This window comes from Enterobacter cloacae complex sp. IR5422, from assembly GCF_049238165.1.
In the GTDB taxonomy this organism is placed as follows: domain Bacteria; phylum Pseudomonadota; class Gammaproteobacteria; order Enterobacterales; family Enterobacteriaceae; genus Enterobacter; species Enterobacter roggenkampii.
This window is the reverse complement of sequence record NZ_JBMKHT010000034.1, coordinates 23,300-46,348: the sequence shown is the minus strand read 5'-3', so window position 1 is coordinate 46,348 and position 23,049 is coordinate 23,300. Positions and strand designations below refer to the sequence as shown.

The following is a 23,049-nucleotide window of genomic DNA, read 5'->3' as shown; positions in this document are numbered from 1 at the left end:
CGGCATGATCACCAGCGACGACTGGGGTAGCTATGGCCGGGAGGTGCCGAAGGATAAGCATCTGACCGGCAAGATATTCACCCAACGTATTGAGCGTAATAACCTGACGCTCCGCACCCGCATTAAGCGGTTGGCTCGTAAAACAATCTGCTTCTCACGCTCAGTTGAGGTCCACGAAAAAGTCATCGGAGCTTTTATCGAAAAATACATGTTCTACTAATTGGATGCACTACCCCCACATCATGAAAGAGTTTATCGGGTAGTCTCGCATGATGGAATCAAACAGCAGACATATCTGACTGCTGCTCCAGACGAACTTCCTCTGAATTGCAGGCAGAAGATAGTGGCGTAAATTAATCGAATCTATCGCTTGTTTTATCGTTATTGCTTTTTCATACTGGCCAGCCATCATAAACCTCATATGTTATATTAGCTGGCCTATTTTAATTTAATACGTGTCGGTAGTACAGTCTTTGCACAAACTAATTTATGCAATGGAAAAGCTGACGGCTCGGTTTGTGTTTTTCATTCGGGTAGACGCGCATTGCGGATGCACAAAGTGATGAAACCTGTCTTGCTATATTTTTACCGAAGTTAACAAGAAGGCCGTGCTTTATTTTTTCACCGTCTGCCCTGATACTGATGATAAAACTGAACTGGTATACCGTTATGTCTGTCAGGTCATTGCCAAACGTTACGCTGGCAGCCTTATTTATTTCAATTTCATAATCCCTCAGGTCAGTGTTAAGTCTTGCTGTTGCATCTACAAGTGCGTATTCTTTATCAATAATCATAACTTTCTCACTTATCATGTTAATGTGATTTAATCATCACTAATAATATGTTGTGATTTTAATTACGATTATTCGTCTGTTTGCTCCCGTAATGCATTATCTGATGAATAATGTTCATGTGGGGTAACGCTTCCATAAATTCAGACTGTTCAATCAGCGAAATGAGCGCATTATCGATTTCAAAGATTGTATCCGGTAATACCTCAACCAGCCTGATTCGGGACAGGGAGATAACGAACACGCCCGGTGACGTACACCCGGCAAGAAACCACTCCGCATGGCTGCAAAGCAGGCGATAGGGATGAACGGTATGGCTGACGTTTTTATCGGTTTTGATACGTACCTGGGTCTGGTTAAGTATGGCGAGCGTCAGTCTGCTGAAATCCCCAAAGAGCGTGGGTTTCTGGCGCGGCTCCGGGAGCATAATCCTGTAGGGTGAAGGGTGCTCCCCGTCAAGCAGAAGGCTCAGCAGTTTGGCATCCATCGCGGGTAACAGACGGTCAAGATGCAGCAGTCTCGCCAGTATCTTCATATCCCGTTCCGTGCGGCGACGAAAGTAATGGGAGGCAAGCTGATACACGCCGTTGCTCTGTTCAATATCAAGGTACGTCAGACGGACGTTGAAATCCCGTCGCAGCGTACGCGTCGTCACCCCAAATTCTTCTGCCAGTGTTCCAATATGTAGCTTTTCACCCTGAAACAAACGGCTCAGGATGATGGAAAGGCGGGTTGCCAGTCTGTCATGTTCGTTTTCTTGTGTTATCAGCGTCATACATCGTTCCCGAATTTAGCCGGGAAATGATGCCAGCAGTAGCGGACAGGATTTGTCCGCCCTCTGATGTTTTTTAAAGCCTGAAAACCTTAAATGCTAAGTGTTAAACGTCAGTACTCTCAGGTGAATAAAGATGCTTCTGGCGCATGTAGGCAATAAAAATACAGGATGGTAACGTCACCCGGTATGCGGGACCGGCTAAATCTATCAGCAGCCAGAGAGAACTGAGCACCCAGCCCACGGGACCTGCAAAAGCGCCCATGGTACGTGTCAGCATGGCATTTCCTGCAACGGTCAGCCCTCTGCCTAACAGGGCTTTCGCCACACCATTTGTGACAACAAGTGCCATCTGATAGGCCGCAAACCCGGATGTTTTTATCCCCGCCTGGATTGCCATGGTCAGCAACTCCGGCGTGGGGTTGCTGTAGCCTGTCTGCAATTCTTCCGCCACGGTCTTTAGCTGATCGGGCGTCATCTTCTCAAGGCTTTTCTCCAGGATCTTCATCAGCAGATTCATTTCAATGGTTTCAACGCTGGATTTGTTGTTGTAGTTCACCTTCATTTTATCGCAGGCATCGGTGAGAATTTCCCGGTACAGCACCCCTTTCCCCCACCGGAGCAGCGTGGCAAAGCTGTTCGCCCCAAACGTCTGAACCTCGGCGGCAATGGCATCCCAGTAGCGCGGGTGGTTGGGCTTGTGTTTTTTATACTGAGGATCATAGGTCAGCGTTTCCGTGATGCGTGCCAGTCCGTCTTTCGGATCGCAGATAAGCACAGAAACCAGTAAATCCAGATCGTCACGATGGCAGTGGCGCAGAAACTCAAGGTCAGGGTCGTGTCGGTAGGTAGCCATATTTCACCTCATAGCGGATATTGGACCTGACAGTTTAATTACTCCCCCCGGACAGGACGTGTCCGGCTGATCAAGAAAAAGTAAAAAAAAACCTGCCCGAAAGCAGGTTTCTGTTCACCGGATGGAGGTATAACGCGTCGGGATTACTTTCCGCGCCATTCCTTTTCCACTTTATCCGCAAAAGCATCGCACTGCCGGGCATATTCCGGGTTATAGAGCAGCTCCGACTGCGAAAGCTGCATGGCGGTCATGCTGCCGTTACGGGCATTTGATTCGAGCCAGGTTCTGCCATAGGTTTTGTTCATCACCTGAAGTACCCTGTTGAATACCGGTCCGTTGAAGCGGGCATTGAGATTGACGCCTTTTACCTGAAGGCCGCTGTCACTGGTCTGGGTCAGGCGGGTGGAGTACATCGCGCAGAAGGTCGAGTTGGTTATCATCTGAGCGTCAGCCTGCTCGTCGGCGAACGCGCTGTGGCTGAAGGCGGAAAGCAGAATTGTGGCGGTTAACAGTTTTAAAATTTTCATCATGTTCCCTTATGGATTGAAAAGCGGAGACAGCCTGCCATACGGGGTGGTCAGGAGATGTCCGGCAGAGAAAAAAGTCAGGGTTTCAGCGAGGGAGCCAGTCGCCAGAGGTGAGGGCCAGCGGATTCCAGCACAAAGGCCAGATGGGTGAGGTCCCGTCTTGCTGTACGGGGAGACACGTCAAACTGCCGGATGATGTAGCGAACAGATATTGTCTGACCGTAAAACAGGGCCATGGTCAGTCGGATAAGCCGTTCTCCCTGTCCGGTGACACGTTGCCTGCAACGGCTGGCTTTCATCGTTGCCATACGCGCCATCGGTCCCCTTTCTGAAAAGAATCGAGGTGTCTGGCAAGCCAGATATCAGGGCACGAATCGCCGGTAACGCAGCGGGCAGTAAACCGGTGGCAGTTAAAGTCGAGCAGGCTATAAGGATAGCGCTGACCCACTGCCGCCTTTGCCCGTTCAGCGGCCTGCGCACAACCCTGAGGCGTCAAATCCATACAGTCGGTATACACCGAGATAGCGGAGTTCCAGCCATCGAGCCGGTCAAGAAACCCTTTGGCCTTACTTTTGATAACGGTTCCATCGCCATCAAGATGAACAATATCGCCGTTACCCACATAGATACCGCTGTGTGCGGCAAGGCCAAAAAGCAGTTCGCACTGCACGATACCACCGTAAGCCGGTTCATCGACGCAGGAGAGAATGCAGTTATCGATAAATGAATCCACGAAGTTCAGCAGCAGAAGCCGGTACATAACATTCAGTTCCTTACTACGGGGGAGAGGGGGGATGCGGGGGAAACGTTGTGAACACTCAGCTTTCCCACAACGTACGGACCGTGAAAACCCCCATATCGTGGTAAGCCATAAAGTTACTTTCCCATAGCGACCAGAACTCACGGGCGTCGACATGAGAGATATCGCCACAACGGGAAAGCCACGTGTATTGTTGCGTCCAGCTCACATCGACATCTTTTTCAAGCTCAGGCCATGGATGCCCTGCATAGTGAAAATCGGTGACGTAATCGAGCTGCCAGTCTTCTCCGGCAGGGATGAGGCGTATTTCGACCGGATGCCAGCCGCCCTTTTCCGGTGAGTATTCAGGGTCACGGAAGTTAATGGTTAATCCGGTGATGGGGTGACGATGAGGCGGTTTTTGCGCGAGGATATCCAGAAGCAGTTGGGTGAACGACCGGGAGAGAGGCAGCACATAGCCGCCCTGCAATATTACGGGTGATGACATAGTGAATTTCCTGATTTTTGGTTAACAGAACACAGAAAAAGCGGGGTTAGTCCTGGCTGAGCGTAGCAAGCTGCGTCATACGATGCTGCCAGTCGGCATAGCAGCGGTGCATAAAGAGTCTGCTGCTGTCCGCTTCGATAAGGCAGATATCCGGACTTCTGAGTACGGCGGCAAGAAACCCGGCGTTGTTGGTGCTGCCCTGACCAAATAGTGGTCGAAACACACGCGACGGAAAGCTGTCCTGCTGCTGTTCAAGAATGGCGTGAATCGCATCAAGCGTTATCCATTCACGGGAGAACAGGCCTCCTTCGCCATTGGCGGTTAAGCGCAGGGCAAGGCTTCCGGTATCACCCTCCTTACCCAGCTCATACGTCAGCAGCCCCTTACTGTGGGGGCTGATTTTCTCGGCGTCCCCACTGTAGAACACGGTATAGCTTTCGGTGACGGCGGCTTCGGTAGCGATTTTTTTCTTACTCATGGTTCAGTGCCTCAATCAGGTTCTGTAGCTGCGGGATAACGGTTGTTTCCGGGAACACCAGATAGATACCCTGTCCGTCATCGCAGACGATACCGAGCAGGAGATACCAGCCATCATCAAGTGCGGTGACGTATTCCGGGTTAGCCAGTGCGACTGCCAGCAGCGGGTCTTCGGGGAGCGTGTCATCGTGGTTGAGATGCCAGAGCAGGGTTCCCGTTTCGTTCCAGAAATCGGTAAACAGGTCGATATCATCGACAGGGCCAAGGATTTCATTGCTGAGGGCCACCAGTGCGGAGGCGGGCAGGTTGAGAAGGGGAATACTGGTGGGAGTCGTGAGTTTAAACATGATTATCTCCATAACTAATTGATTCATATTGATAATATGTTTTCAAATGACTTTTAGTTACATTTTTTTTACGTTGTTTGCTTATTTTGGATTATGTCCTTAAATTTAGTGGTGGGCTGGCGTTAAATCCCGTTTTTTTTAGATTTTAAGCGTTTTATAAAGAAATTAGCATGAGCTGTTTTAACTGAAAATGAGAGAACGCTTGCGCACAATTGCTATTGATTTTCTTACTTATTTTCTCAATCACAAAACGCCTTAAATAGTTCAAAAAACAAGCAACACCCCATAATCGATATTCTTTATGGAGAGAAACGACGTTCAGGCCTGAAAGTGGGGGAGTGGCACTTTCAGGAGATTAAGGGGGCAAACAGGCCTCTTTAACGCGTGCTTTTCTCACCAAAATGTCAGAGTCGGTGATTTGCACTTCAGTATTTCTGCCAATACTATTCGCTTCATGTGCTGGCCAGCATCTAACTCAATACCCTTAATTTGTATTAATTGAGCGAGATGTATGCATTATGAAACCCGATAGTTCTTTAAACCTAATAACGCTGACAATGAAACAGAATGATGTTGATTCTGTGGATGGTCGCTTTTGTAAGTCAGCGCAAAACATCAAAACCAGCGTTGACGTTGATGATTGCTGTGTTGAACCAATGGCCCGACATCGCAGCCCAAAGAATCAAAGAGAGGCATTCACTAAAGCTTTTTTTGATGAGTGTAAAACCCGTGCAATACAAACTGGCCGGACTATCGAAGCCAGCGATACAAAATGTACCGGGCTTAAGGCTATATTCCACTCATCCGGACGCATTAAGTTTATTGTCCGCAAAAGTATTCGCGGAAAGAATGTTTACGTTTCCGTAGGAAGTTACCCTGAATTTTCCATTAATAACGCAAGGGAGCATGCCTTTAAAATAATTCAGGAGCTTAAGGCTTCCGTTGAGACTTATGGTGAGCGTTTTCTTACTCACAGTAAAATGACGTTTAATGAGCTTGTGGATGAGTATGAGAAAAGCGTACTCAGCACAGGCGTTAAGCGTTCAGCTAACACCGATCTTTCTAAGATCCGTAAATACCTGCGCCCTCTTCTCGGTGCCAAAAAGCTGGCAGGTATGACGGAGGCAGATATTCTGAGCTATCTGCATAATCTCGATCTCAAGCCTGCCACCCGCAACCGCCATCTGGCGCTCATTAAAGCGGTGTTTACCTGGGCTATACGCATGGGATACATCAGCCGTTCTCCGGCGCTTTATATCAAAGCGCTGCCTGAAGTGACGTCAGATCGCCGCGCCATGGATGACTCCCAGCTTCAGCGCTGGATGGAAGTCTGTGAGTGCTGGCGTAATGGTAAACCCGATCATGAAGCCCTTACTCTTCTCATGTTCCTTGCCCTGACGGGGCTGCGTCTGGGGGAAACCCGTCACCTTCGTCTTGAAGATGTGGACTGGAGCCGCAAGGTTATCACCCTTCGCCATACCAAAAACGGCAAACTACGCCGTGTACCGGTATGTGATAAGGCTTTCGTTCTTCTGACAGAACAGCGTCAGCATCTGGGTGATGAAGGCTGGGTATTTCCGGGCAAGGGAACCGACAATCCGGTTGCTGAGCCACGTCGCCTGCAAAAACGACTTTGTGAGGCTGCGGGTATTCCACCGTTCACCATCCATGAGATGCGTCATACCTTTGCGACAAAGCTCATTGAGAGCGGGGCCGACATTCACACCATCAAAGATTTATTGGGTCACAGCACTATCAAAGTAACCGAAATATATGTGCACAGTTCGCCCGCGCGTTACCACGAAGTCGTTAACCGGGCGATGGGATAACAACCTTCACTCAACGGTATGGTTTTTAACTATGGTTCTGATGCACCCGTTTTCTGACGGTGGCGTAATTTGATGGTAATACACATGAATAAAAAAGTGACAACTAATGTTCCTAAGGTTTCCGGGATTAAGCGTATTCGCGTTTTTGCTGACCGCGATAAAAATTTCACCAAAATGTCGGAGGCAATTATCAGGCGTGCTGAAAAGACTGAAGTCGGTGAAGATGATATCGCTTCACTCGGTATTAGTGATGGGCTGCCACGGCATTATGTGAATACGGCTGATGGCCTTTTCTTCATCGGTGGACAGAAACCTGTGCTGGTTTGCGGTACGCCAGTTGTGCCTGTCGCCCTGTTTTGCGGGAAAGATAAGGAGTCCAGTCTTGGGATTCGCCTTATGACCGGTAACGGGCTGGGTAAGTATGTTAAGGCCCTGGTGCGCTTTGAGGATATTGTTCAGAGCGGTGCTCAGGTAGTAGGCAAACTGGCAGATCGTGGATTTTGTGTTGGCTCCTCTCCACAGCAGTTTGCCCTTTTTGACCGTTTTCTTCAGCGCTGCCGGAGTTTACCGCTGCCTGTCTATCTGATGGCAGATGCGATGGGATTCGTTTCGGAGGATATGGCCTTTTTACATGGTTATGAGCCCGTTGTGACCTCTCTGACCGGGTTTGATTATCTGCTGCCGGGATTCCGCGTGCGTCCCGGACTGCACAAAGGTGGGGCTCTGGAGGAGTGGATTAACCTCATCCGGGAAAATGTCCATGGCTGGGCGCAGACCTTTGCGCTGAGTGCGTCCTTTGCTTCGATGCTTCTGGTTCCTGCCGGTATGGATGTGGGCATGTTTCATTTTCACGGCGTATCCACCACCGGTAAAACGCTTCTCCTGATGCTGGCTGCATCGGTCCATGGTGATGGCAGCGAGCCGGGTAGTGGGGGGAATGTAAATATTATTCGCTGGAATACCACGCCTAACGCGATGGAGCGCCTTCTCGCTGACTATTCTGGTCTGGTCGCCTGCGTCGATGAACTGGGTGCGAGTAATCATAAGCAACTTTCCTCACTGCTTTACAACATTACGTCAGGTACGGCAAAAGAGCGCCTGAACCGTGGCCTGACGGCAGATGAGCCGTTTAAATGGCGCATGTTTATTCTCTCCACCGGTGAGATGTCAATCTCCGAAAAGCTGGCTGAACAGAAAGCCGTGTTACAGGGAGGGCAGGAGCACAGGGCCATCAGTATGGAACTGTTGCCTGAGGATGCTCAAAAACCGGATGAACCGGTATCAGAAACACGTGCCCGTGCAGATGCACTGAAGACGGGGCTGGCAGAGGCTTATGGTCATGCCGGGCCTGCATTTATCGGCAAACTGTTATCCGGGAAAAATACGGCTGGCGGTCTTCGCACCTACGCAGAGTTTTCATCCTGGCTCCAGGAACAGACAGATGCCTGCTGTAACGCACTGGAAGAGGCCCTGAGGGATGAGGGGCGTGATATTACCCGCGTTCAGCGGCGCGGACTGAAAAGATTTGCGCTGGTATGGCTGGCAGGAGAGAAGGCGCTGAAATATGGCCTTTTACCTTTCGAAAGCGATGCGGTGGCTGAATCCGTTATGTCCGCTGCACGACGCTGGCTGGATGATAACCAGAATCAGTATAACCCGGTGCGTAACATGCTGGAGGAGCTTCAGCTGACGCTGGTGACAAAAAGCAGCAGGCACTTTATCACCCTGCGTGACGAACATGCCCGATGCCCGGGAGATATGTGGGGATTCGTCCATTACAAAACCGGCGACTTCCTGATTTATGAATCGGTGTTTGAAAAGCTCTGTTCTGAAAAGGGACTTAAGACCGTTGATGTGGCCAGACCGTTAGAGCGTTCCGGTTATCTGCTTGGCGAAAGTGCCGGACACTATAAAAAAAGAGCGCTGAAGACGATGGCGCAGTCTTACTACCAGGTCAAAAAAGCGTTTCTGAAATGCAATGTGATGACCGAATTTTAACCCTGAATAAAACCATTTTGACTGAATAACAACGAATAGAAGGTGATGTATGATTTTTGAATCAGACCAGTACTATGACGGTTTTCCTCACGCTATCAGCAGCGAAAATGAAGAAAAAACCTCATTCAATGATTACGCTCTGGTTAACACACTGGCGGAGTGCCTGTATCACGACATTTCTCGTGAAATCTTCGATGGCAGTGAGCCGGCGCTCCGGGCCGTCATTGCCAACGGTCAGATTAAATTCCTGGCTCGTTATACGCTTAGAGGGGCCTGCTATTATGAACCCCTCGGCAGGTTCCCTCGTATGTCTATTAAAGACGCGCGCGAGTGTGCTCGTGAACTCTATAACAGATATGATGATAACCGGGTGCCGGATGAAGAATATGGGGCCGCTTATGAGAATATCCCGTTCTGACTGATGGCTGAACAGTAAAAAAAGCAGGGGCATTTGCCTCTGCTTTTCTGTTATCACAAGGACGGTAGCTGAGCCGTTATCCTTTCCGCCAGTAACTGACTGGTGTTCTGTAAGCGCTGAGGATGAAGATGCGCATACCGTTGTGAAGACTGACTGCTGCGGTGCCCCAGTTGAGCCTGAACGTCATACAGTGTTCCGCCGTAGGACACGATGAGGGCGGCAACCGAATGGCGGCAGGTATGAATACACACTTCCTTGTCGAAAATTCCCGCCCGACGCACGATACGCTGAAAGGCTTTAACCGGGTTACTCAGCGGCATTCCCTGTTTTTTACCAATAAACAACCACGGATTTCCCCGCTGCGTTGGCAGCGTTCTGATTACGTCCATCGCCAGTGAGTTAAGGTGAACAATCCGTCCATAGCCATTCTTGGTTTCAGGGAGCCACAGGGTGCGTTTAACCGGGTCAACATGCTCCCACTTAGCCAGACGCAGCTCATCACGACGAAGGCCGGTCAGTAACAGCAGTTTGACATAGCGGGCAGCTACAGGGCTGGTATCGTTATCGGCGGAGAGAAAAATACGACGAATTTCGTCCTCGGTAAAATAACGCTGTCGGGCGTTGTTCTCCCTGAGTAGCTGTACCACCCTTGCCGGATGAACAGAGGTCATGCTTTGCCTTCCGGCCCATGTAAAGACGGCTTTAATGAGTACGATGACACGGTTACAGGTAGCCGCTGACAGGGAAGTACTTAACGTCTGCTGAAGGCGCAGAATGCTCGCTGGTGTGATATCGCTCAGCAGCCTCTGACCAATGGCGGGACGGATATGATCGCGGTAGCGCTGAACATCCTTTCCCCAACTGCGTTTAGCGGATTTTGCCCATGGCAGATAATGCTGATTAAAGAGTTCATCGAACGTCAGCTCCATTCTCTTGTTTTCACGCTCCTGCTTAGGGTCAGTGCCGGTGGCAAGGGAACGTTTGTGTTCTATGGCAATCTGACGAGCAAGATTGACGTCCACTTCAGGCCAGTGACCAATGGCGATGGCGCGTTTTCGTCCATGATAAAGGTAGCGTAGCAAAAACTTTTTACGACCTTCTCTTCTGCTGACCAGACACTTGAGGCCGGAAATCTCGGTGTCGCTGTATTCGGCATCGGTACTGCGTGCATCGGATGTGTTAGGGGGCAGGGATTTAATGAGCTGATTAGTAAAACGGAAGCGTTTCGCGCTGGACATATTACCTCCTGTGACTGGTGTAAAGAACGTCAGGGTTGACCCATCCCCGGCACGGCGCTGTTAATGGCTGAGTTGATTTTCTAGCGTGGCGAAGGGAATACAGGTGCCACATGAGATGAATGAAGACGAGAAATGCCGCAAAAATAGGTGTTACGGTCTGTTTCTGGTCTTAATGGAAAAAATACCGGTGGGGGATGTATTCAAAAAAATAATATGTGCTTTGATTGATTTTAATTACATATATGGTCGACATTATCCAGAAATACCTTATTGGAGAGTATGTGCTTATTTTGAGAGCATGCTTCTGCATTAATGATTAATCATTAATTTAGTAGGTGTTGTTTTTTATAGGGCTACATTTTTTAATTTTGGTGTTGTAGGTTTATTTCATGATTATGTGGAATACATCGTCTTTGTTCTGACCCCCCTATCTCAGTTGATATAGTTGTTTTTTTTGGGAAGGGAGGGCTTGTGGGTTGATTTTAAATTTAATTTTCATTATCTTCTTAAGGTAACCTCATATCAAAAGGACAATGTCAATGAAGTTTTTCTCCACTGGTTTCTATGTTTCGAATGATGTTTTATTTGACGATGTATTCAATGAGTGCTTTTCTTGGATTCATGAATCACCACACACAAACTTTATACCTGCACAATTGGCGTGTGACTATCTTAGTGAAGATTTTTATGTAGAGTCAAGTAATGAAAGGATTGATGTAATTACTCATGGCAACCAAGATGTTCAGTTAGGTTGCTTCAGATATTCTAAAATTTCCGAACCACACAAATGGGTAACTGATATATCTATAAATAAGAACTTAATAAATAATACGGTATGGATCCAAGTTGAATCAAGTGTGGTTAGTCAGGAGGCTGCGTATTTAGCACCTCAACCTAAAAAACCTTTGATAGTAATTAGGTTGATAGATAAATTTTCTGGTGGTTTGGATGATGCCTTCAAAACATCAATAGAACCTGATTACCTTTCGAATTCTGAAGAGCATTTAAAGTTGGCGGCAAAAGTTATCAATGGAGAAACTGAAAACAGGCTGCCAATAATCTATGTCAGTTCGAAATATTTTTACAATGAACATCCTCATAACATTATTCCTGAGCGATTAGCAAGAAAGGTGTGTGGCATAGCTCATGTTCTAATTGAACCTCGTGAGAAAATGTTTTCAATAAAACTAAAAAATGAGACAAATTCTAAAAATGCTTACGCAGGTGCAGTCGGAATTTACTGGCCGCGAGGACAAAATATCTCCTTTTACCGTCGGGGTGAGAAAACAGCGAAGGAGTTTGAGGATGAATTATTTGATGATGTCGTAAAAGCCACATCTACAATGGCTCCCGTCTCTGAGGGGGGATGGAGTGAAATACAAAAAAGAAGAACTAAGGATTCTATTAATACACTTAAGATTAGAGGTGAATACACAAGTGAATTGATGGGTTTGTATGAGGCCGATAATGTTGCAAAAGATGAAACAATAGAAGAACTCAAAAGTAATATATTATCTTTAGAATATCGTGTTCGAATGCTTCAATCACAAGCTTCAGCTCAAGGAAGTATAGTAATGAATGCAGGGGAAGAAACTGACTTTTTCAATGGTGAGATCAAAGATGTAATAATAGAAGCACTGAAGGTTGCTATTGTGAATACGAAAGAGGGTAGTCGAAGTAATCATATATTATCTTCTTTAATTTCCAATAACCCTCAAACTATGGAAGCAAATTCGCGTCAAACTCATTTGAAAAGAGCACTTAATGGCTACAGGAGTATGGATAAGGCAACGTCAAGGCAGCTTAAGGAACTTGGGTTTGAGTTGTCTGAGGAAGGTAAGCATTGGAAGTTAGTATATAATGGTGATTCCAGATACTCTTACATTCTTCCTAAAACAGGGAGCGACTATAGAGGATCTTTGAATGCTATTTCTGATATAAGTAATATTATTTTCTAACAAAATCTAGCCCCTTATAAAGGGGCTGGGTTATGGCTATTTTAAATCGGTAATACACATTGTTTAATGTAAGTATTACAGTTCAAAGTTTATGTTCAGGTAAGGAATTCCGATGGGGCTGAGTCATTTTTTAATGACGTGGAAAGCGGGGGATTTTGCTGATGCGAAGAATCATAAGGTGAAAAAAAGAATATTACAGGTGGAGTAGATGGTGGAAACACCCGACTGACAAGGGGAGTTGATAACGCTGAGTTCTTCCCCCTTGCCTGAAGAGGAGTCTCCCCGGTCTTCCCTCGGGGGTAATGGAAGGTAATTTGTTGTTAAATAAAGTAAATTATGAAATCCCCCATTTCCCCCGTATTCTCTGCTTCATTATGAATAATCTTAGAGAAAGGAACCGTAGAGGACCGTAGAAAGACCGTAGCAGTGGGGTAAGGAAGAGACACATCAGAGGGTGTTGAGGTGTGTAAAAGTAACGAACATCTGCGAAAATGGCGAGAAATCCAGCAAACAAATAACGTGTTGCAACGACCAGAAATCTACCGTAGCCAGAAAAGGAAAAAGCCCCGCTTTGCAGCGAGGCCTTATGAATATTGGTGCCCGGACTCGGAATCGAACCAAGGACACGGGGATTTTCAATCCCCTGCTCTACCGACTGAGCTATCCGGGCAACGGAGCGCATTAAACCGCAATCGCGCCTTATCGTCAACATTATTTCGGGGAAAGCTGTTCAATTGCTTAACTTTGCGGCAATCTGATGGTTTACGCGTCGAATACGTCAAATTTAACAGGTTCGCTTACGTTAACGCCCCGCCCATACGGCACTGAGCAAAGCGCAGAATATCTTCTGCCAGTCGGTGCGCCGTATCCACATCGGCCTGGCTACGGTTCACCAGCATGCGGCTCAGGCAGCCCTCCAGCACCAGCTCCATCTGTTTCGCCACCATTGCCGGGTCATCCACTTCAAGACGGGTCAGCAGCTCGTGAGTGAAGTCATGCGCAGCCCGTTTTTGCTGATCCGCCAACTGATGGACAGGATGGTCGGGATCGGGATAGAACGTACAGGCCGCAATAAACAGGCAGCCCGGATAGCGGTTGTTGCTGACACATTCCGTCAGGGCGGTATAGCGCGCCAGCAGCTTTTGTTCCGCAGTCAGTTCTTCATTCAGCATCAGCTGCCTGCGCCAGATATCAACCTGCTGGCTGAGATAGCGCAGAGCATCATAAACGAGCGCCTCTTTATCCGGCCAGAAGCGCTTAAGATCATCCAGGGGGTAATCGATACGGTCGGCTACCATCTCAAGCGTGGTGCTGGCGATCCCATAAATCTCAAGTAATTGCAGGGCTTGTCCCAGTACGTCTTCACGTTGCACGGTTATCTCCTCCGCTATTCCCAACGGTATGTTCCGTTTAAAGTGTTGTTTACGGTTGGCGATTGCGCAAATGCGCGCTAAATGCCGCTGCATCCATAAACCCGGTTACACGCTGTTCTGGCTGCTCCTGACCCTGTTGATTGAAGAACAGAATGGTTGGCAGCCCGAGCACGTTTAGCTGTTTTAGCAGAGCCTTATCCTGCGCACTATTGGCTGTCACGTTCGCCTGGAGCAGAACCGTCTCTTTCAGGGCGTTTTGCACCTGCGGATCGCTAAAGGTGTATTTTTCAAACTCTTTGCAGGCGACGCACCAGTCGGCATAGAGATCGAGCATCACCGGTTTGCCCTTCGCCTGCGCAAGCGCGATGTTGAGCTCATCGACGTTCTTAATCTGCATAAAGTTCAAATGCGCCTGCGTCTGGCCGACCGGCGAGCCGAACGCCCAATCCTGCAGAGGACGCACGCTCACCAGCGCGGCGGCGAGCAGGAGGATTTGCACCAGTCGCATCCACGCTTTTTTGGCCCCCAGACTGACGATAAATGCCCAGGAGAAGAACGCTACGCCGAGCATCGCCCACAGGCGAGTGCCCCAGACGTCACCCGTAATGCGTTCCAGCAGAAACACCGGCAGCGCCAGAATCACAAAACCAAATGCGGTTTTCACCGTCTCCATCCACGGGCCGCTCTTCGGCAGCAGGCGGTTGCCAAAAACCGTGACCAGAATGAGCGGCAGGCCCATGCCCAGCGCATAAAGGTACAGCGTACCGCCGCCGAGCCACAGATTGCCGCTCTGGGCAATATAGAGCAGGATGGCGCTCAGCGGGGCAGTGGTGCAAGGGGAGCAAATCAGTCCGGCGATGGCCCCCATCATAAACACGCCGCCTGCCGAGCCTCCCTGCTGACGATTACTCATCAGCGTTAAGCGGGTTTGCAGAGCAGACGGTAACTGCAGCGTGAACAGGCCAAACATCGACAGTGCCAGCAGAATAAATATCGCCGACAGGCCAATCAGCACATAAGGGTGCTGAAGTGCGGCCTGGAACTGCAACCCGGCAGCGGCGACCACAAGGCCGAGCGCCGTGTAGGTCAGCGCCATACCCTGCACGTAAATAAAGGCCAGCAGCAGCGCGCGTGCGGTGGAAAGGCGCTGTTTGCCGCCCAGTACGATGCCAGAGATGAGCGGATACATCGGCAGCACGCAGGGGGTAAAGGCAATGCCAATGCCAATCAGTAAGGCCCACAGCGCGGAGAACGGAAGGTCAGCGGTATCCTCATGCTTCTCGCCTGAAGGAAGAGGTGAAATCGTGGGCGACGCTTTCACCTCACTAAGCGGAACCACCTTTGTTTCCGGCGGATAGCAGAATCCGGCATCCGCGCATCCCTGGTAGGTCACCGTCAGGGTCGCGCCTTTATCCGCCTGGTTCACCGTAACGGGCACACTCAGGCGCTGGCGATAGATTTCGCTTTTGCCGTAAAACTCATCTTCATGCCACTCGCCAGCGGGCATCTGTAATGCGCCCACGCTGGCCTGAGCAGGCGTAATGCTCACCTGCTTGCGATAGAGGTAATAGCCCTCTTTCACCTGCCAGTTGAGCGTAAGGTCGTGCTGGTTTTGCTGGAAATCGAAAACAAACGCCCGATCGGCAGGAATGAAGTTCGAACGGCCGGGCGCGTCAAACAGCCCGGCAAAAACTGATGTGCTGCAAAGCAGCAGGATCAGCGTAAGGAAGCGTTGAGCCATGAGAGATAGTCGTTATCGCCATGAACCACTGGCAAGACCAGCAGTTCCGGGGTTTGGTAAGGATGATGAGATTTGAGGCAGTCGAGGAGTGCCTGCTGATTCGCCAGATTGGTTTTAAGCAACATCTGGACTTCGTACTCTTGCTCCAGCTTACCTTCCCAATAGTAAAGAGAGGTAGCGCCGGGGAGGAGCGTGACGCAGGCTGCCCGTTTTTCGGCCAGCACTTTGGCGGCGAGATCCTGGGCAGAAGCTTCATCAGGGGCGGTGCACAGTACGACAACGGCATCAGGCGTGTTCACAAGTCGACCTCCTCATCACGAAAGTCTTCACTATATCACGCAAGACGACTGGTCATTAATGAAACGGGCCGCTGAGCGGCCCGATTTTAACTATTTTTACAACGGCTAACCGTTTACAGCACAATGCCGCCGATGATAAAGCCGAGGATCACGCAAAGCGTAATCGCCACCACGCCCGGGATGAGGAACGCGTGGTTAAACACGTACTTACCGATACGGGTTGAGCCGGTGTCGTCCATCTCCACCGCCGCCAGCAGGGTTGGGTAGGTTGGCAATACGAACAGGGCAGAAACCGCCGCAAAAGAGGCAATTGCCGTCAGCGGCGTCACACCCAGCATCAGCGCCGCAGGCATCAGCGCTTTGGTGGTCGCCGCCTGGGAGTAAAGCAGAGTAGCCGCGAAGAACAGCACGACAGCCAGCAGCCACGGATAGTTGTGCAGCAGGTCACCAGCGACGGTCTGGATATCACTGATGTGCGCTTTCACGAAGGTATCGCCAAGCCACGCCACACCCAGTACGCACACGCAGGCGCTCATACCGGATTTGAAGGTGCTGGCGTTCAGCACTTCGCTGGTATCAATTTTACAGGTGATGCTAATCAGCGTCGCGATGGTCAGCATGAACACCACAATCGCTTCGTTACGCGGCAGGACCGGGTTCTGGATCAGCCCCACGGTATCGCTGATGGCGGTCGCATAGAACATGACGGCAACAATACCAATCAGAAACAGCAGCACGGAGCGTTTCGCATGTGGCTTCAGTTCGAAGACCTGACTGCCGCGCAGGCTCACTTCACCTTTTGCCAGACGCTCCTGATAAACCGGATCGTCTTTCAGTTCAGCACCGAGGAAGTTACACAGCACGGCGGTAATCATCACCGCAATCAGCGTCACCGGAATGCAGATCGCCAGCAGCGTCAGGTAGCTCACGCCCATCGGCTCCAGGATACCGGCGAAGAAGACCACCGCCGCGGAAATCGGCGAGGCGGTAATCGCGATCTGGGACGCGACGACGGCAATAGAGAGCGGACGCGACGGACGGATACCCTGTTCTTTCGCCACTTCGGTAATCACCGGTAACGTGGAGAAAGCGGTGTGGCCAGTACCGGCGAGAATGGTCATAAACCAGGTCACCAGCGGAGCAAGGAAGGTTATGTATTTCGGGTGGCGGCGTAGCATGCGCTCCGCCAGGCTCACCAGGTAGTCCATACCGCCTGCCACCTGCATGGCGGCAATAGCGGCAATGACTGCCATGATGATTTCGATAACGTCGAACGGGATTGCGCCGGGTTTAATCTGAAAGATAAGGGTAAGAACGAGCACTCCAAGACCGCCGGCAAAACCGATGCCGATACCCCCGAGTCGTGCTCCCAAATAAATCGCCAACAAGACGATGACGAGTTCTGCTCCAAACATAAGGACCTGCCTTGCTTATTAACAAGTTGATATTGAATTGTTGTATTTTGGTAACGCCTAAAAAGAAAAAAGGCACGTCACAAGTGACGTGCCTTAAGAAGCCTAGCCTGAACGGTTACTGTTCGCTTTCATCGGTATATCGTTTCGCTTTATAGGCCGGGTGCATCAGGTTCTGGGCTGAGAAAATATCGTCCAGCTCGGCTTCGGTCAACAGCCCGCGCTCCAGCACCACTTCGCGCACGCTCTTACCGGTTTCGGCGCAAATCTTACCGACGATGTCGCCGTTATGGTGCCCGATGAACGGGTTGAGGTAGGTGACGATCCCGATGGAGTTATAGACATAACCCTCGCAGACTTCTTTATTCGCCGTGATGCCGTTGATGCATTTTTCCAGCAGGTTGTAGCAGGCGTTGGTCAGAATGTGGATAGATTCAAACATCGCCTGGCCAATGACTGGCTCCATCACGTTCAGCTGCAGCTGACCCGCTTCAGAGGCCATGGTCACGGTCGTATCGTTACCGATGACTTTGAAGCAAACCTGATTCACTACTTCTGGCACGACCGGGTTCACCTTGGCTGGCATGATGGACGAACCTGCCTGCAGTTCTGGCAGGTTGATTTCGTTCAGGCCAGCGCGCGGGCCGGAAGAGAGCAGGCGCAGGTCGTTACAAATTTTGGACAGTTTCACCGCCAGACGTTTCAGCGCGCTGTGTACCATGACGTAGGCGCCGCAGTCGGAGGTCGCTTCAATCAGGTCTTCTGCAGGCACAACCGGCAGGTTGGACACTTCAGCCAGCTTCTGTACCGCCAGCTGCTGATAGCCATCCGGGGTGTTCAGACGCGTACCGATGGCGGTAGCGCCCAGGTTCACTTCCAGCAGCAGCTCGGAGGTGCGCAGCAGATTTTTAGTCTCTTCGTTCAGCAGGACGTTAAACGCGTGGAATTCCTGGCCGAGGGTCATCGGCACCGCATCCTGCAGCTGGGTACGACCCATTTTCAGAATGTCCTGGAACTCAACCGCTTTACGCTGGAAGCCATCACCCAGCTGGTTGATCGCATCCACCAGTTTCACCACGGAGGCATACACCGCGATACGGAAGCCGGTAGGGTAGGCGTCGTTGGTGGACTGGCATTTGTTGACATGGTCGTTCGGGTTCAGGTACTGGTATTCACCTTTCTGGTGACCCATCAGCTCCAGGCCAATGTTTGCCAGTACTTCGTTGGTATTCATGTTGACGGAGGTGCCCGCGCCGCCCTGATAGACGTCAACCGGGAACTGATCCATGCATTTGCCGTTGTTCAGCACTTCATCGCAGGCTGCGATAATCGCATTTGCCGCGCTTTTAGGAATGGTTTGCAGCTCTTTGTTGGCCAGGGCTGCGGCTTTCTTCACCATCACCATGCCACGAACAAACTCAGGGATGTCGCTGATTTTGCTGTTGCTGATGTAGAAGTTTTCAATCGCTCTCAGAGTGTGGACACCGTAGTAGGCATCCGCTGGAACTTCCCTGGTACCCAACAAGTCTTCTTCGATACGAATGTTGTTTAACATGTGAACCTTCTTTTCAAGCTGCCGATGGATTGTACTAAACACACAGTATTTATGTGGTTTTGAATATTTTCTGACCGACGATTATTCCCTCAATCAGCCAGATGCTCGAGATCATATGCTGATGATAGCGAATTGCCGTAAGCTGGATCACTTATTATCGAGCCGATTCCATGATAATTATTAATCTGTGAAATGGGTCACCGCTTTAATATTTCCAAAAAAAATATCCGTGCAAACTGATTGAATTTTCGCTAACCGTCACCATCTCATACAAACGCGCGTCGCGAACACATTCAGACAGGGGCCGATGGCCTCTGCCACACAGGAGATGCCAGTGCGCTGGATACCGTTTATTGCTTTCTTTCTCTATGTTTACATTGAGATTTCCATTTTCATCCAGGTTGCCCATGTGCTGGGCGTCCTGCTGACGCTGATTCTGGTGATTTTCACCTCCGTCATCGGCATGTCGCTGGTGCGTAATCAGGGTTTCAAAAATTTCCTGATAATGCAGCAAAAGATGGCCGCAGGCGAAAGCCCGGCGGAAGAGATGATCAAAAGCGTGTCGTTGATTATTGCGGGGCTGCTGCTGATTCTGCCCGGGTTCTTTACCGACTTCCTCGGCCTTCTGCTGCTTCTGCCGCCGGTGCAAAAGCACCTGACCATGAAGCTGCTGCCGCATCTGCGCTTTAGCCGTATGCCGGGCGGTGGGTTCAGCACCGGGCCAGGCGACACGTTTGAAGGGGAATATCAGCGTAAGGATGAACAGCACGACCGTCTGGATCACAAAGACGATCGGTGATTTTGTTGCCCGGTGGCGCTTCGCTTACCGGGCCTACTAAAGCGCCAGCCACAACACCGCCAGCATGACGATGGCGTACATACTTTTCCACCCCACCATCGCCAGCAACAGCAGGCACAGCAGCCCACCAACAAACGCCAGTGCTTTATAACGGCCTTTCAGCAGACGACAACCTGCCAGCATGCACAGCAGGTAGATCATGATGAAAATGCCGTTGGCGTAGACGAGCAGCGTATCCAGATTGATCTTCAGGGCGTAAATGCACAGCGTACTCAGCACGCAGCAGCCCAGTACGGCATTCAGGGCATTCAGCGGCAGCTGGCGTTTAGACAGGCGCGCGAGGCGGTTATCAGGTCTGTAAAGCGCCTGAGACCACACCAGACGGGCAAAGCTCTGGATATAAATGTTGAGGCTGGCAAAACAGGCCAGATAGCCGATAACGCAGGCGATCCACAGCGCCTTCACACCAAACAGTTCAACCACGATACCCGGCAGCGATGCCGCGGCGGCGAGATCGGCTCCGAAAGCCTTGAAGTGCAACACGAGCACGGTACACGCCCAGTACACCGTGCCTGCCAGCAGCAGGCCGATCATCAGTGCGCGGGGGAAATCACGTTCAGGCTGCTTAAATTCCGACGCCAGATGGGCAAAGGCTTCCAGACCGACAAAACACCAGAACATGACGGAGAGCGCGGCAAAAAGCTGTGAGTGGTCGACGTCTGTCACGGCCGGGAAGGGAATCTCTTTTACGGTGATATCGCCCGCCCACCAGATAGCGGCAACGAGCGCGACAATCAGCACCGCAACCAGTGTCTGCAGGTTGGCGCTGGAGCGGGCTCCGCGTGAACCCACCCACCAGACGATAGCCAGCGTACCCAGTTCGGCCAACAGCAACTGCTCGTCATGCCAGCCAAACAGCGCCTGGCCAAAGCCGGTTGCAATGTGCAGCGCCGCAGGAAGCCCAACCGGAATAACGGAGAGAAACAGCCAGCCGGTCACACGCTCCAGTCGCGGGCCAAATGCCAGCCCGACAAAATGCGCCACGCCGCCCGCGCTGGGGAAATGCCGCCCCAGGATGGCAAACACAATGGCAATCGGGAAAACCAATACAATCAGAACGGGCCACGCCCACAGACTGTTATTTCCGGCTACCAGTGCCGCCAGTGCAGGTACGGCGAACACGCCCGTTCCTAACAAGGAGGTTGAGAGCAGGCCGACGCCCTGCGCCAGCCCCAACTCTTGCTTGAGTCCACTCATTGACATCGTCCTGCCAATTCCAAAAGAGAGGCGATGGTAACACTTTCGCAAAATTTTTTTTCAGCTCCCCCTTGAAGGGGTAAAAAGCTATCCCCATCTCTCAGGGCACTAGTCGGAAAACCGCATGCGGGCCGGCGTCATCCATAACTGATAATGACTTTCTCAAAGGAGAGCTATCAATGAGTATTCGTCCGTTACATGATCGTGTGATCGTCAAACGTAAAGAAGTTGAAACCAAGTCTGCTGGCGGCATCGTTCTGACCGGTTCTGCAGCAGCCAAATCAACGCGTGGCGAAATCATCGCTGTCGGTAAGGGCCGCATCCTGGAAAACGGAACTGTGCAGCCACTGGACGTTAAAGTTGGTGACATCGTAATTTTCAACGATGGCTACGGCGTGAAATCCGAGAAGATCGACAATGAAGAAGTGTTGATCATGTCCGAGAGCGACATTCTGGCAATTGTTGAAGCGTAATTTACGCACGAGAATTTGAGGAAATAAGAACATGGCAGCTAAAGACGTAAAATTCGGTAACGACGCTCGTGTAAAAATGCTCCGCGGCGTAAACGTACTGGCAGATGCAGTTAAAGTGACCCTGGGCCCGAAAGGCCGTAACGTAGTGCTGGATAAATCCTTCGGCGCGCCAACCATCACCAAAGACGGTGTTTCCGTAGCACGTGAAATCGAGCTGGAAGACAAGTTCGAAAACATGGGTGCGCAGATGGTGAAAGAAGTGGCCTCTAAAGCGAACGACGCTGCAGGCGACGGTACCACCACCGCGACCGTTCTGGCGCAGGCCATCATCACCGAAGGTCTGAAAGCCGTTGCGGCGGGCATGAACCCAATGGATCTGAAACGTGGTATCGACAAAGCTGTCGCCTCCGCTGTGGAAGAACTGAAAGCGCTGTCCGTACCGTGCTCTGACTCTAAAGCGATTGCTCAGGTTGGTACCATCTCCGCTAACTCCGACGAAACCGTAGGTAAACTGATCGCGGAAGCGATGGACAAAGTCGGTAAAGAAGGCGTAATCACCGTTGAAGACGGTACCGGTCTGGAAGACGAACTGGACGTGGTTGAAGGTATGCAGTTCGACCGCGGTTACCTGTCCCCATACTTCATCAACAAGCCAGAGACTGGCGCTGTTGAGCTGGAAAGCCCGTTCATCCTGCTGGCTGACAAAAAAATCTCCAACATCCGCGAAATGCTGCCAGTGCTGGAAGCCGTTGCGAAAGCAGGCAAACCGCTGGTTATCATCGCTGAAGATGTTGAAGGCGAAGCGCTGGCGACCCTGGTGGTTAACACCATGCGCGGCATCGTGAAAGTGGCTGCGGTTAAAGCACCTGGCTTCGGCGATCGTCGTAAAGCGATGCTGCAGGATATCGCTACCCTGACCGGCGGTACCGTCATCTCTGAAGAGATCGGTATGGAGCTGGAAAAAGCGACCCTGGAAGACCTGGGCCAGGCGAAACGCGTTGTGATCAACAAAGACACCACCACCATCATCGATGGCGTAGGTGAAGAAGCCGCTATTCAGGGCCGCGTTGGTCAGATCCGTAAGCAGATCGAAGAAGCGACTTCCGATTACGACCGTGAAAAACTGCAGGAGCGCGTAGCGAAACTGGCAGGCGGCGTTGCGGTAATCAAAGTCGGTGCTGCGACCGAAGTTGAAATGAAAGAGAAAAAAGCGCGCGTTGACGATGCCCTGCACGCGACCCGTGCTGCGGTAGAAGAAGGCGTGGTTGCGGGTGGTGGCGTTGCGCTGGTGCGCGTTGCCGCTAAACTGGCTGGCCTGACCGCTCAGAACGAAGACCAGAACGTGGGTATCAAAGTTGCGCTGCGCGCAATGGAAGCGCCTCTGCGTCAGATCGTGTCTAACGCCGGTGAAGAGCCATCTGTGGTGGCGAACAAGGTGAAAGCGGGCGAAGGTAACTACGGTTACAACGCGGCAACTGAAGAATACGGCAACATGATCGACTTCGGTATCCTGGACCCAACTAAAGTGACCCGTTCTGCTCTGCAGTACGCGGCCTCTGTTGCTGGTCTGATGATCACCACCGAGTGCATGGTGACCGACCTGCCTAAAGGCGATGCGCCTGACTTAGGTGCTGCTGGCATGGGCGGCATGGGTGGAATGGGCGGCATGATGTAATCATGTT

Annotated in this window: 25 protein-coding genes and 1 tRNA gene; 8 read left to right on the top strand and 18 right to left on the bottom strand. The window is 50.8% G+C overall.

Going from position 1 to position 23,049, the window contains the following annotated elements:
• A partial coding sequence (locus ACOTXT_RS16260; RefSeq protein WP_421625352.1) for an IS1 family transposase occupies positions 1 to 220 on the top strand: 220 nt, incomplete at its 5' end.
• Between the two features lie 9 nt (positions 221 to 229).
• Here the strand turns inward: ACOTXT_RS16260 and ACOTXT_RS16255 are convergent.
• The 10 genes from ACOTXT_RS16255 to ACOTXT_RS16210 form a co-directional block, all read right to left on the bottom strand.
• Complete coding sequence (locus tag ACOTXT_RS16255; RefSeq protein WP_233468235.1) at positions 230 to 409, bottom strand: DUF262 domain-containing protein; 180 nt, start codon at positions 407 to 409, stop codon at positions 230 to 232.
• 73 nt (positions 410 to 482) lie between these two features.
• Positions 483 to 794: a hypothetical protein gene (locus ACOTXT_RS16250; protein WP_114213009.1), complete on the bottom strand. Its 312-nt coding sequence runs from the start codon at positions 792 to 794 to the stop codon at positions 483 to 485.
• A gap of 58 nt (positions 795 to 852) precedes the next feature.
• Complete coding sequence (locus ACOTXT_RS16245; RefSeq protein ID WP_136088097.1) at positions 853 to 1,566, bottom strand: DeoR family transcriptional regulator; 714 nt, start codon at positions 1,564 to 1,566, stop codon at positions 853 to 855.
• 103 nt (positions 1,567 to 1,669) lie between these two features.
• Positions 1,670 to 2,419: a DUF3944 domain-containing protein gene (locus tag ACOTXT_RS16240; RefSeq protein WP_136088098.1), complete on the bottom strand. Its 750-nt coding sequence runs from the start codon at positions 2,417 to 2,419 to the stop codon at positions 1,670 to 1,672.
• A 143-nt stretch (positions 2,420 to 2,562) separates the two neighbouring features.
• Complete coding sequence (locus ACOTXT_RS16235) at positions 2,563 to 2,949, bottom strand: hypothetical protein (protein WP_223349776.1); 387 nt, start codon at positions 2,947 to 2,949, stop codon at positions 2,563 to 2,565.
• Between the two features lie 74 nt (positions 2,950 to 3,023).
• Positions 3,024 to 3,263: a DeoR family transcriptional regulator gene (locus tag ACOTXT_RS16230; RefSeq protein WP_071977973.1), complete on the bottom strand. Its 240-nt coding sequence runs from the start codon at positions 3,261 to 3,263 to the stop codon at positions 3,024 to 3,026.
• A complete protein-coding gene (locus tag ACOTXT_RS16225) occupies positions 3,242 to 3,706 on the bottom strand; it encodes a lecithin retinol acyltransferase family protein (protein ID WP_023293479.1) in 465 nt (154 codons plus the stop codon). Before ACOTXT_RS16225 ends, ACOTXT_RS16230 begins: the two co-directional genes overlap by 22 nt.
• Before the next feature lie 58 nt (positions 3,707 to 3,764).
• On the bottom strand, positions 3,765 to 4,193 hold the full coding sequence (locus ACOTXT_RS16220; protein ID WP_049012548.1) for a DUF2787 family protein: 429 nt from the start codon (positions 4,191 to 4,193) through the stop codon (positions 3,765 to 3,767).
• Between the two features lie 46 nt (positions 4,194 to 4,239).
• Complete coding sequence (locus tag ACOTXT_RS16215; RefSeq protein WP_136088099.1) at positions 4,240 to 4,671, bottom strand: hypothetical protein; 432 nt, start codon at positions 4,669 to 4,671, stop codon at positions 4,240 to 4,242.
• Positions 4,664 to 5,017: a hypothetical protein gene (locus ACOTXT_RS16210; protein WP_136088100.1), complete on the bottom strand. Its 354-nt coding sequence runs from the start codon at positions 5,015 to 5,017 to the stop codon at positions 4,664 to 4,666. Before ACOTXT_RS16210 ends, ACOTXT_RS16215 begins: the two co-directional genes overlap by 8 nt.
• A gap of 557 nt (positions 5,018 to 5,574) precedes the next feature.
• Between ACOTXT_RS16210 and ACOTXT_RS16205 the strand changes: the two genes are divergently transcribed.
• The 3 genes from ACOTXT_RS16205 (at position 5,575) to ACOTXT_RS16195 (ending at position 9,262) form a co-directional block, all read left to right on the top strand.
• Positions 5,575 to 6,846, top strand: a complete 1,272-nt coding sequence (locus ACOTXT_RS16205; RefSeq protein ID WP_421625351.1) for a tyrosine-type recombinase/integrase — start codon at positions 5,575 to 5,577, stop codon at positions 6,844 to 6,846.
• An 84-nt stretch (positions 6,847 to 6,930) separates the two neighbouring features.
• Positions 6,931 to 8,844, top strand: a complete 1,914-nt coding sequence (locus ACOTXT_RS16200; protein ID WP_266072294.1) for a DUF927 domain-containing protein — start codon at positions 6,931 to 6,933, stop codon at positions 8,842 to 8,844.
• A gap of 49 nt (positions 8,845 to 8,893) precedes the next feature.
• Positions 8,894 to 9,262 carry an Arm DNA-binding domain-containing protein gene (locus ACOTXT_RS16195; protein WP_248188627.1) on the top strand — a complete coding sequence of 123 codons (369 nt, stop codon included), beginning with the start codon at positions 8,894 to 8,896 and terminating at the stop codon, positions 9,260 to 9,262.
• 53 nt (positions 9,263 to 9,315) lie between these two features.
• Here ACOTXT_RS16195 and ACOTXT_RS16190 read toward each other — a convergent pair whose 3' ends face one another.
• Positions 9,316 to 10,500: a tyrosine-type recombinase/integrase gene (locus ACOTXT_RS16190; protein WP_266072310.1), complete on the bottom strand. Its 1,185-nt coding sequence runs from the start codon at positions 10,498 to 10,500 to the stop codon at positions 9,316 to 9,318.
• A gap of 539 nt (positions 10,501 to 11,039) precedes the next feature.
• Here ACOTXT_RS16190 and ACOTXT_RS16185 point away from each other — a divergent pair.
• Positions 11,040 to 12,458: a hypothetical protein gene (locus ACOTXT_RS16185; RefSeq protein WP_039260992.1), complete on the top strand. Its 1,419-nt coding sequence runs from the start codon at positions 11,040 to 11,042 to the stop codon at positions 12,456 to 12,458.
• A gap of 594 nt (positions 12,459 to 13,052) precedes the next feature.
• On the opposite strand, the gene ACOTXT_RS16180 is transcribed toward ACOTXT_RS16185, so the two are convergent.
• The 6 genes from ACOTXT_RS16180 to aspA form a co-directional block, all read right to left on the bottom strand.
• A tRNA-Phe gene (locus tag ACOTXT_RS16180) sits at positions 13,053 to 13,128 on the bottom strand.
• Between the two features lie 127 nt (positions 13,129 to 13,255).
• Entirely contained in the window at positions 13,256 to 13,831 is a 576-nt protein-coding gene (locus ACOTXT_RS16175; RefSeq protein ID WP_021240733.1) for a transcriptional regulator, read from the bottom strand.
• 49 nt (positions 13,832 to 13,880) lie between these two features.
• Positions 13,881 to 15,572: a protein-disulfide reductase DsbD gene (locus tag ACOTXT_RS16170; protein WP_044597281.1), complete on the bottom strand. Its 1,692-nt coding sequence runs from the start codon at positions 15,570 to 15,572 to the stop codon at positions 13,881 to 13,883.
• A complete protein-coding gene (gene cutA, locus ACOTXT_RS16165; protein WP_008502950.1) occupies positions 15,548 to 15,871 on the bottom strand; it encodes a divalent cation tolerance protein CutA in 324 nt (107 codons plus the stop codon). Before cutA ends, ACOTXT_RS16170 begins: the two co-directional genes overlap by 25 nt.
• Before the next feature lie 113 nt (positions 15,872 to 15,984).
• The gene (locus ACOTXT_RS16160) at positions 15,985 to 17,286 is read right to left on the bottom strand and encodes an anaerobic C4-dicarboxylate transporter (RefSeq protein WP_003855921.1); all 1,302 of its coding nucleotides are present in this window, start codon (positions 17,284 to 17,286) and stop codon (positions 15,985 to 15,987) included.
• 115 nt (positions 17,287 to 17,401) lie between these two features.
• Entirely contained in the window at positions 17,402 to 18,838 is a 1,437-nt protein-coding gene (aspA, locus tag ACOTXT_RS16155) for an aspartate ammonia-lyase (protein WP_003855923.1), read from the bottom strand.
• A 334-nt stretch (positions 18,839 to 19,172) separates the two neighbouring features.
• On the opposite strand from aspA, the gene ACOTXT_RS16150 reads away from it, so the two are divergent.
• Positions 19,173 to 19,637, top strand: a complete 465-nt coding sequence (locus tag ACOTXT_RS16150; RefSeq protein ID WP_023616652.1) for an FxsA family protein — start codon at positions 19,173 to 19,175, stop codon at positions 19,635 to 19,637.
• Positions 19,638 to 19,673: 36 nt separating this feature from the next.
• Here the strand turns inward: ACOTXT_RS16150 and yjeH are convergent, their stop codons facing one another.
• Positions 19,674 to 20,894: an L-methionine/branched-chain amino acid transporter gene (gene yjeH / locus ACOTXT_RS16145; protein ID WP_055322281.1), complete on the bottom strand. Its 1,221-nt coding sequence runs from the start codon at positions 20,892 to 20,894 to the stop codon at positions 19,674 to 19,676.
• Positions 20,895 to 21,073: 179 nt separating this feature from the next.
• Here yjeH and ACOTXT_RS16140 point away from each other — a divergent pair, with 179 nt between their 5' ends.
• Together ACOTXT_RS16140 and groL are read left to right on the top strand one after the other, a co-directional pair.
• The gene (locus ACOTXT_RS16140) at positions 21,074 to 21,367 is read left to right on the top strand and encodes a co-chaperone GroES (protein WP_003855929.1); all 294 of its coding nucleotides are present in this window, start codon (positions 21,074 to 21,076) and stop codon (positions 21,365 to 21,367) included.
• A 31-nt stretch (positions 21,368 to 21,398) separates the two neighbouring features.
• The gene (gene groL, locus ACOTXT_RS16135; protein WP_008502946.1) at positions 21,399 to 23,042 is read left to right on the top strand and encodes a chaperonin GroEL; all 1,644 of its coding nucleotides are present in this window, start codon (positions 21,399 to 21,401) and stop codon (positions 23,040 to 23,042) included.
• Positions 23,043 to 23,049 lie beyond the last annotated feature (7 nt).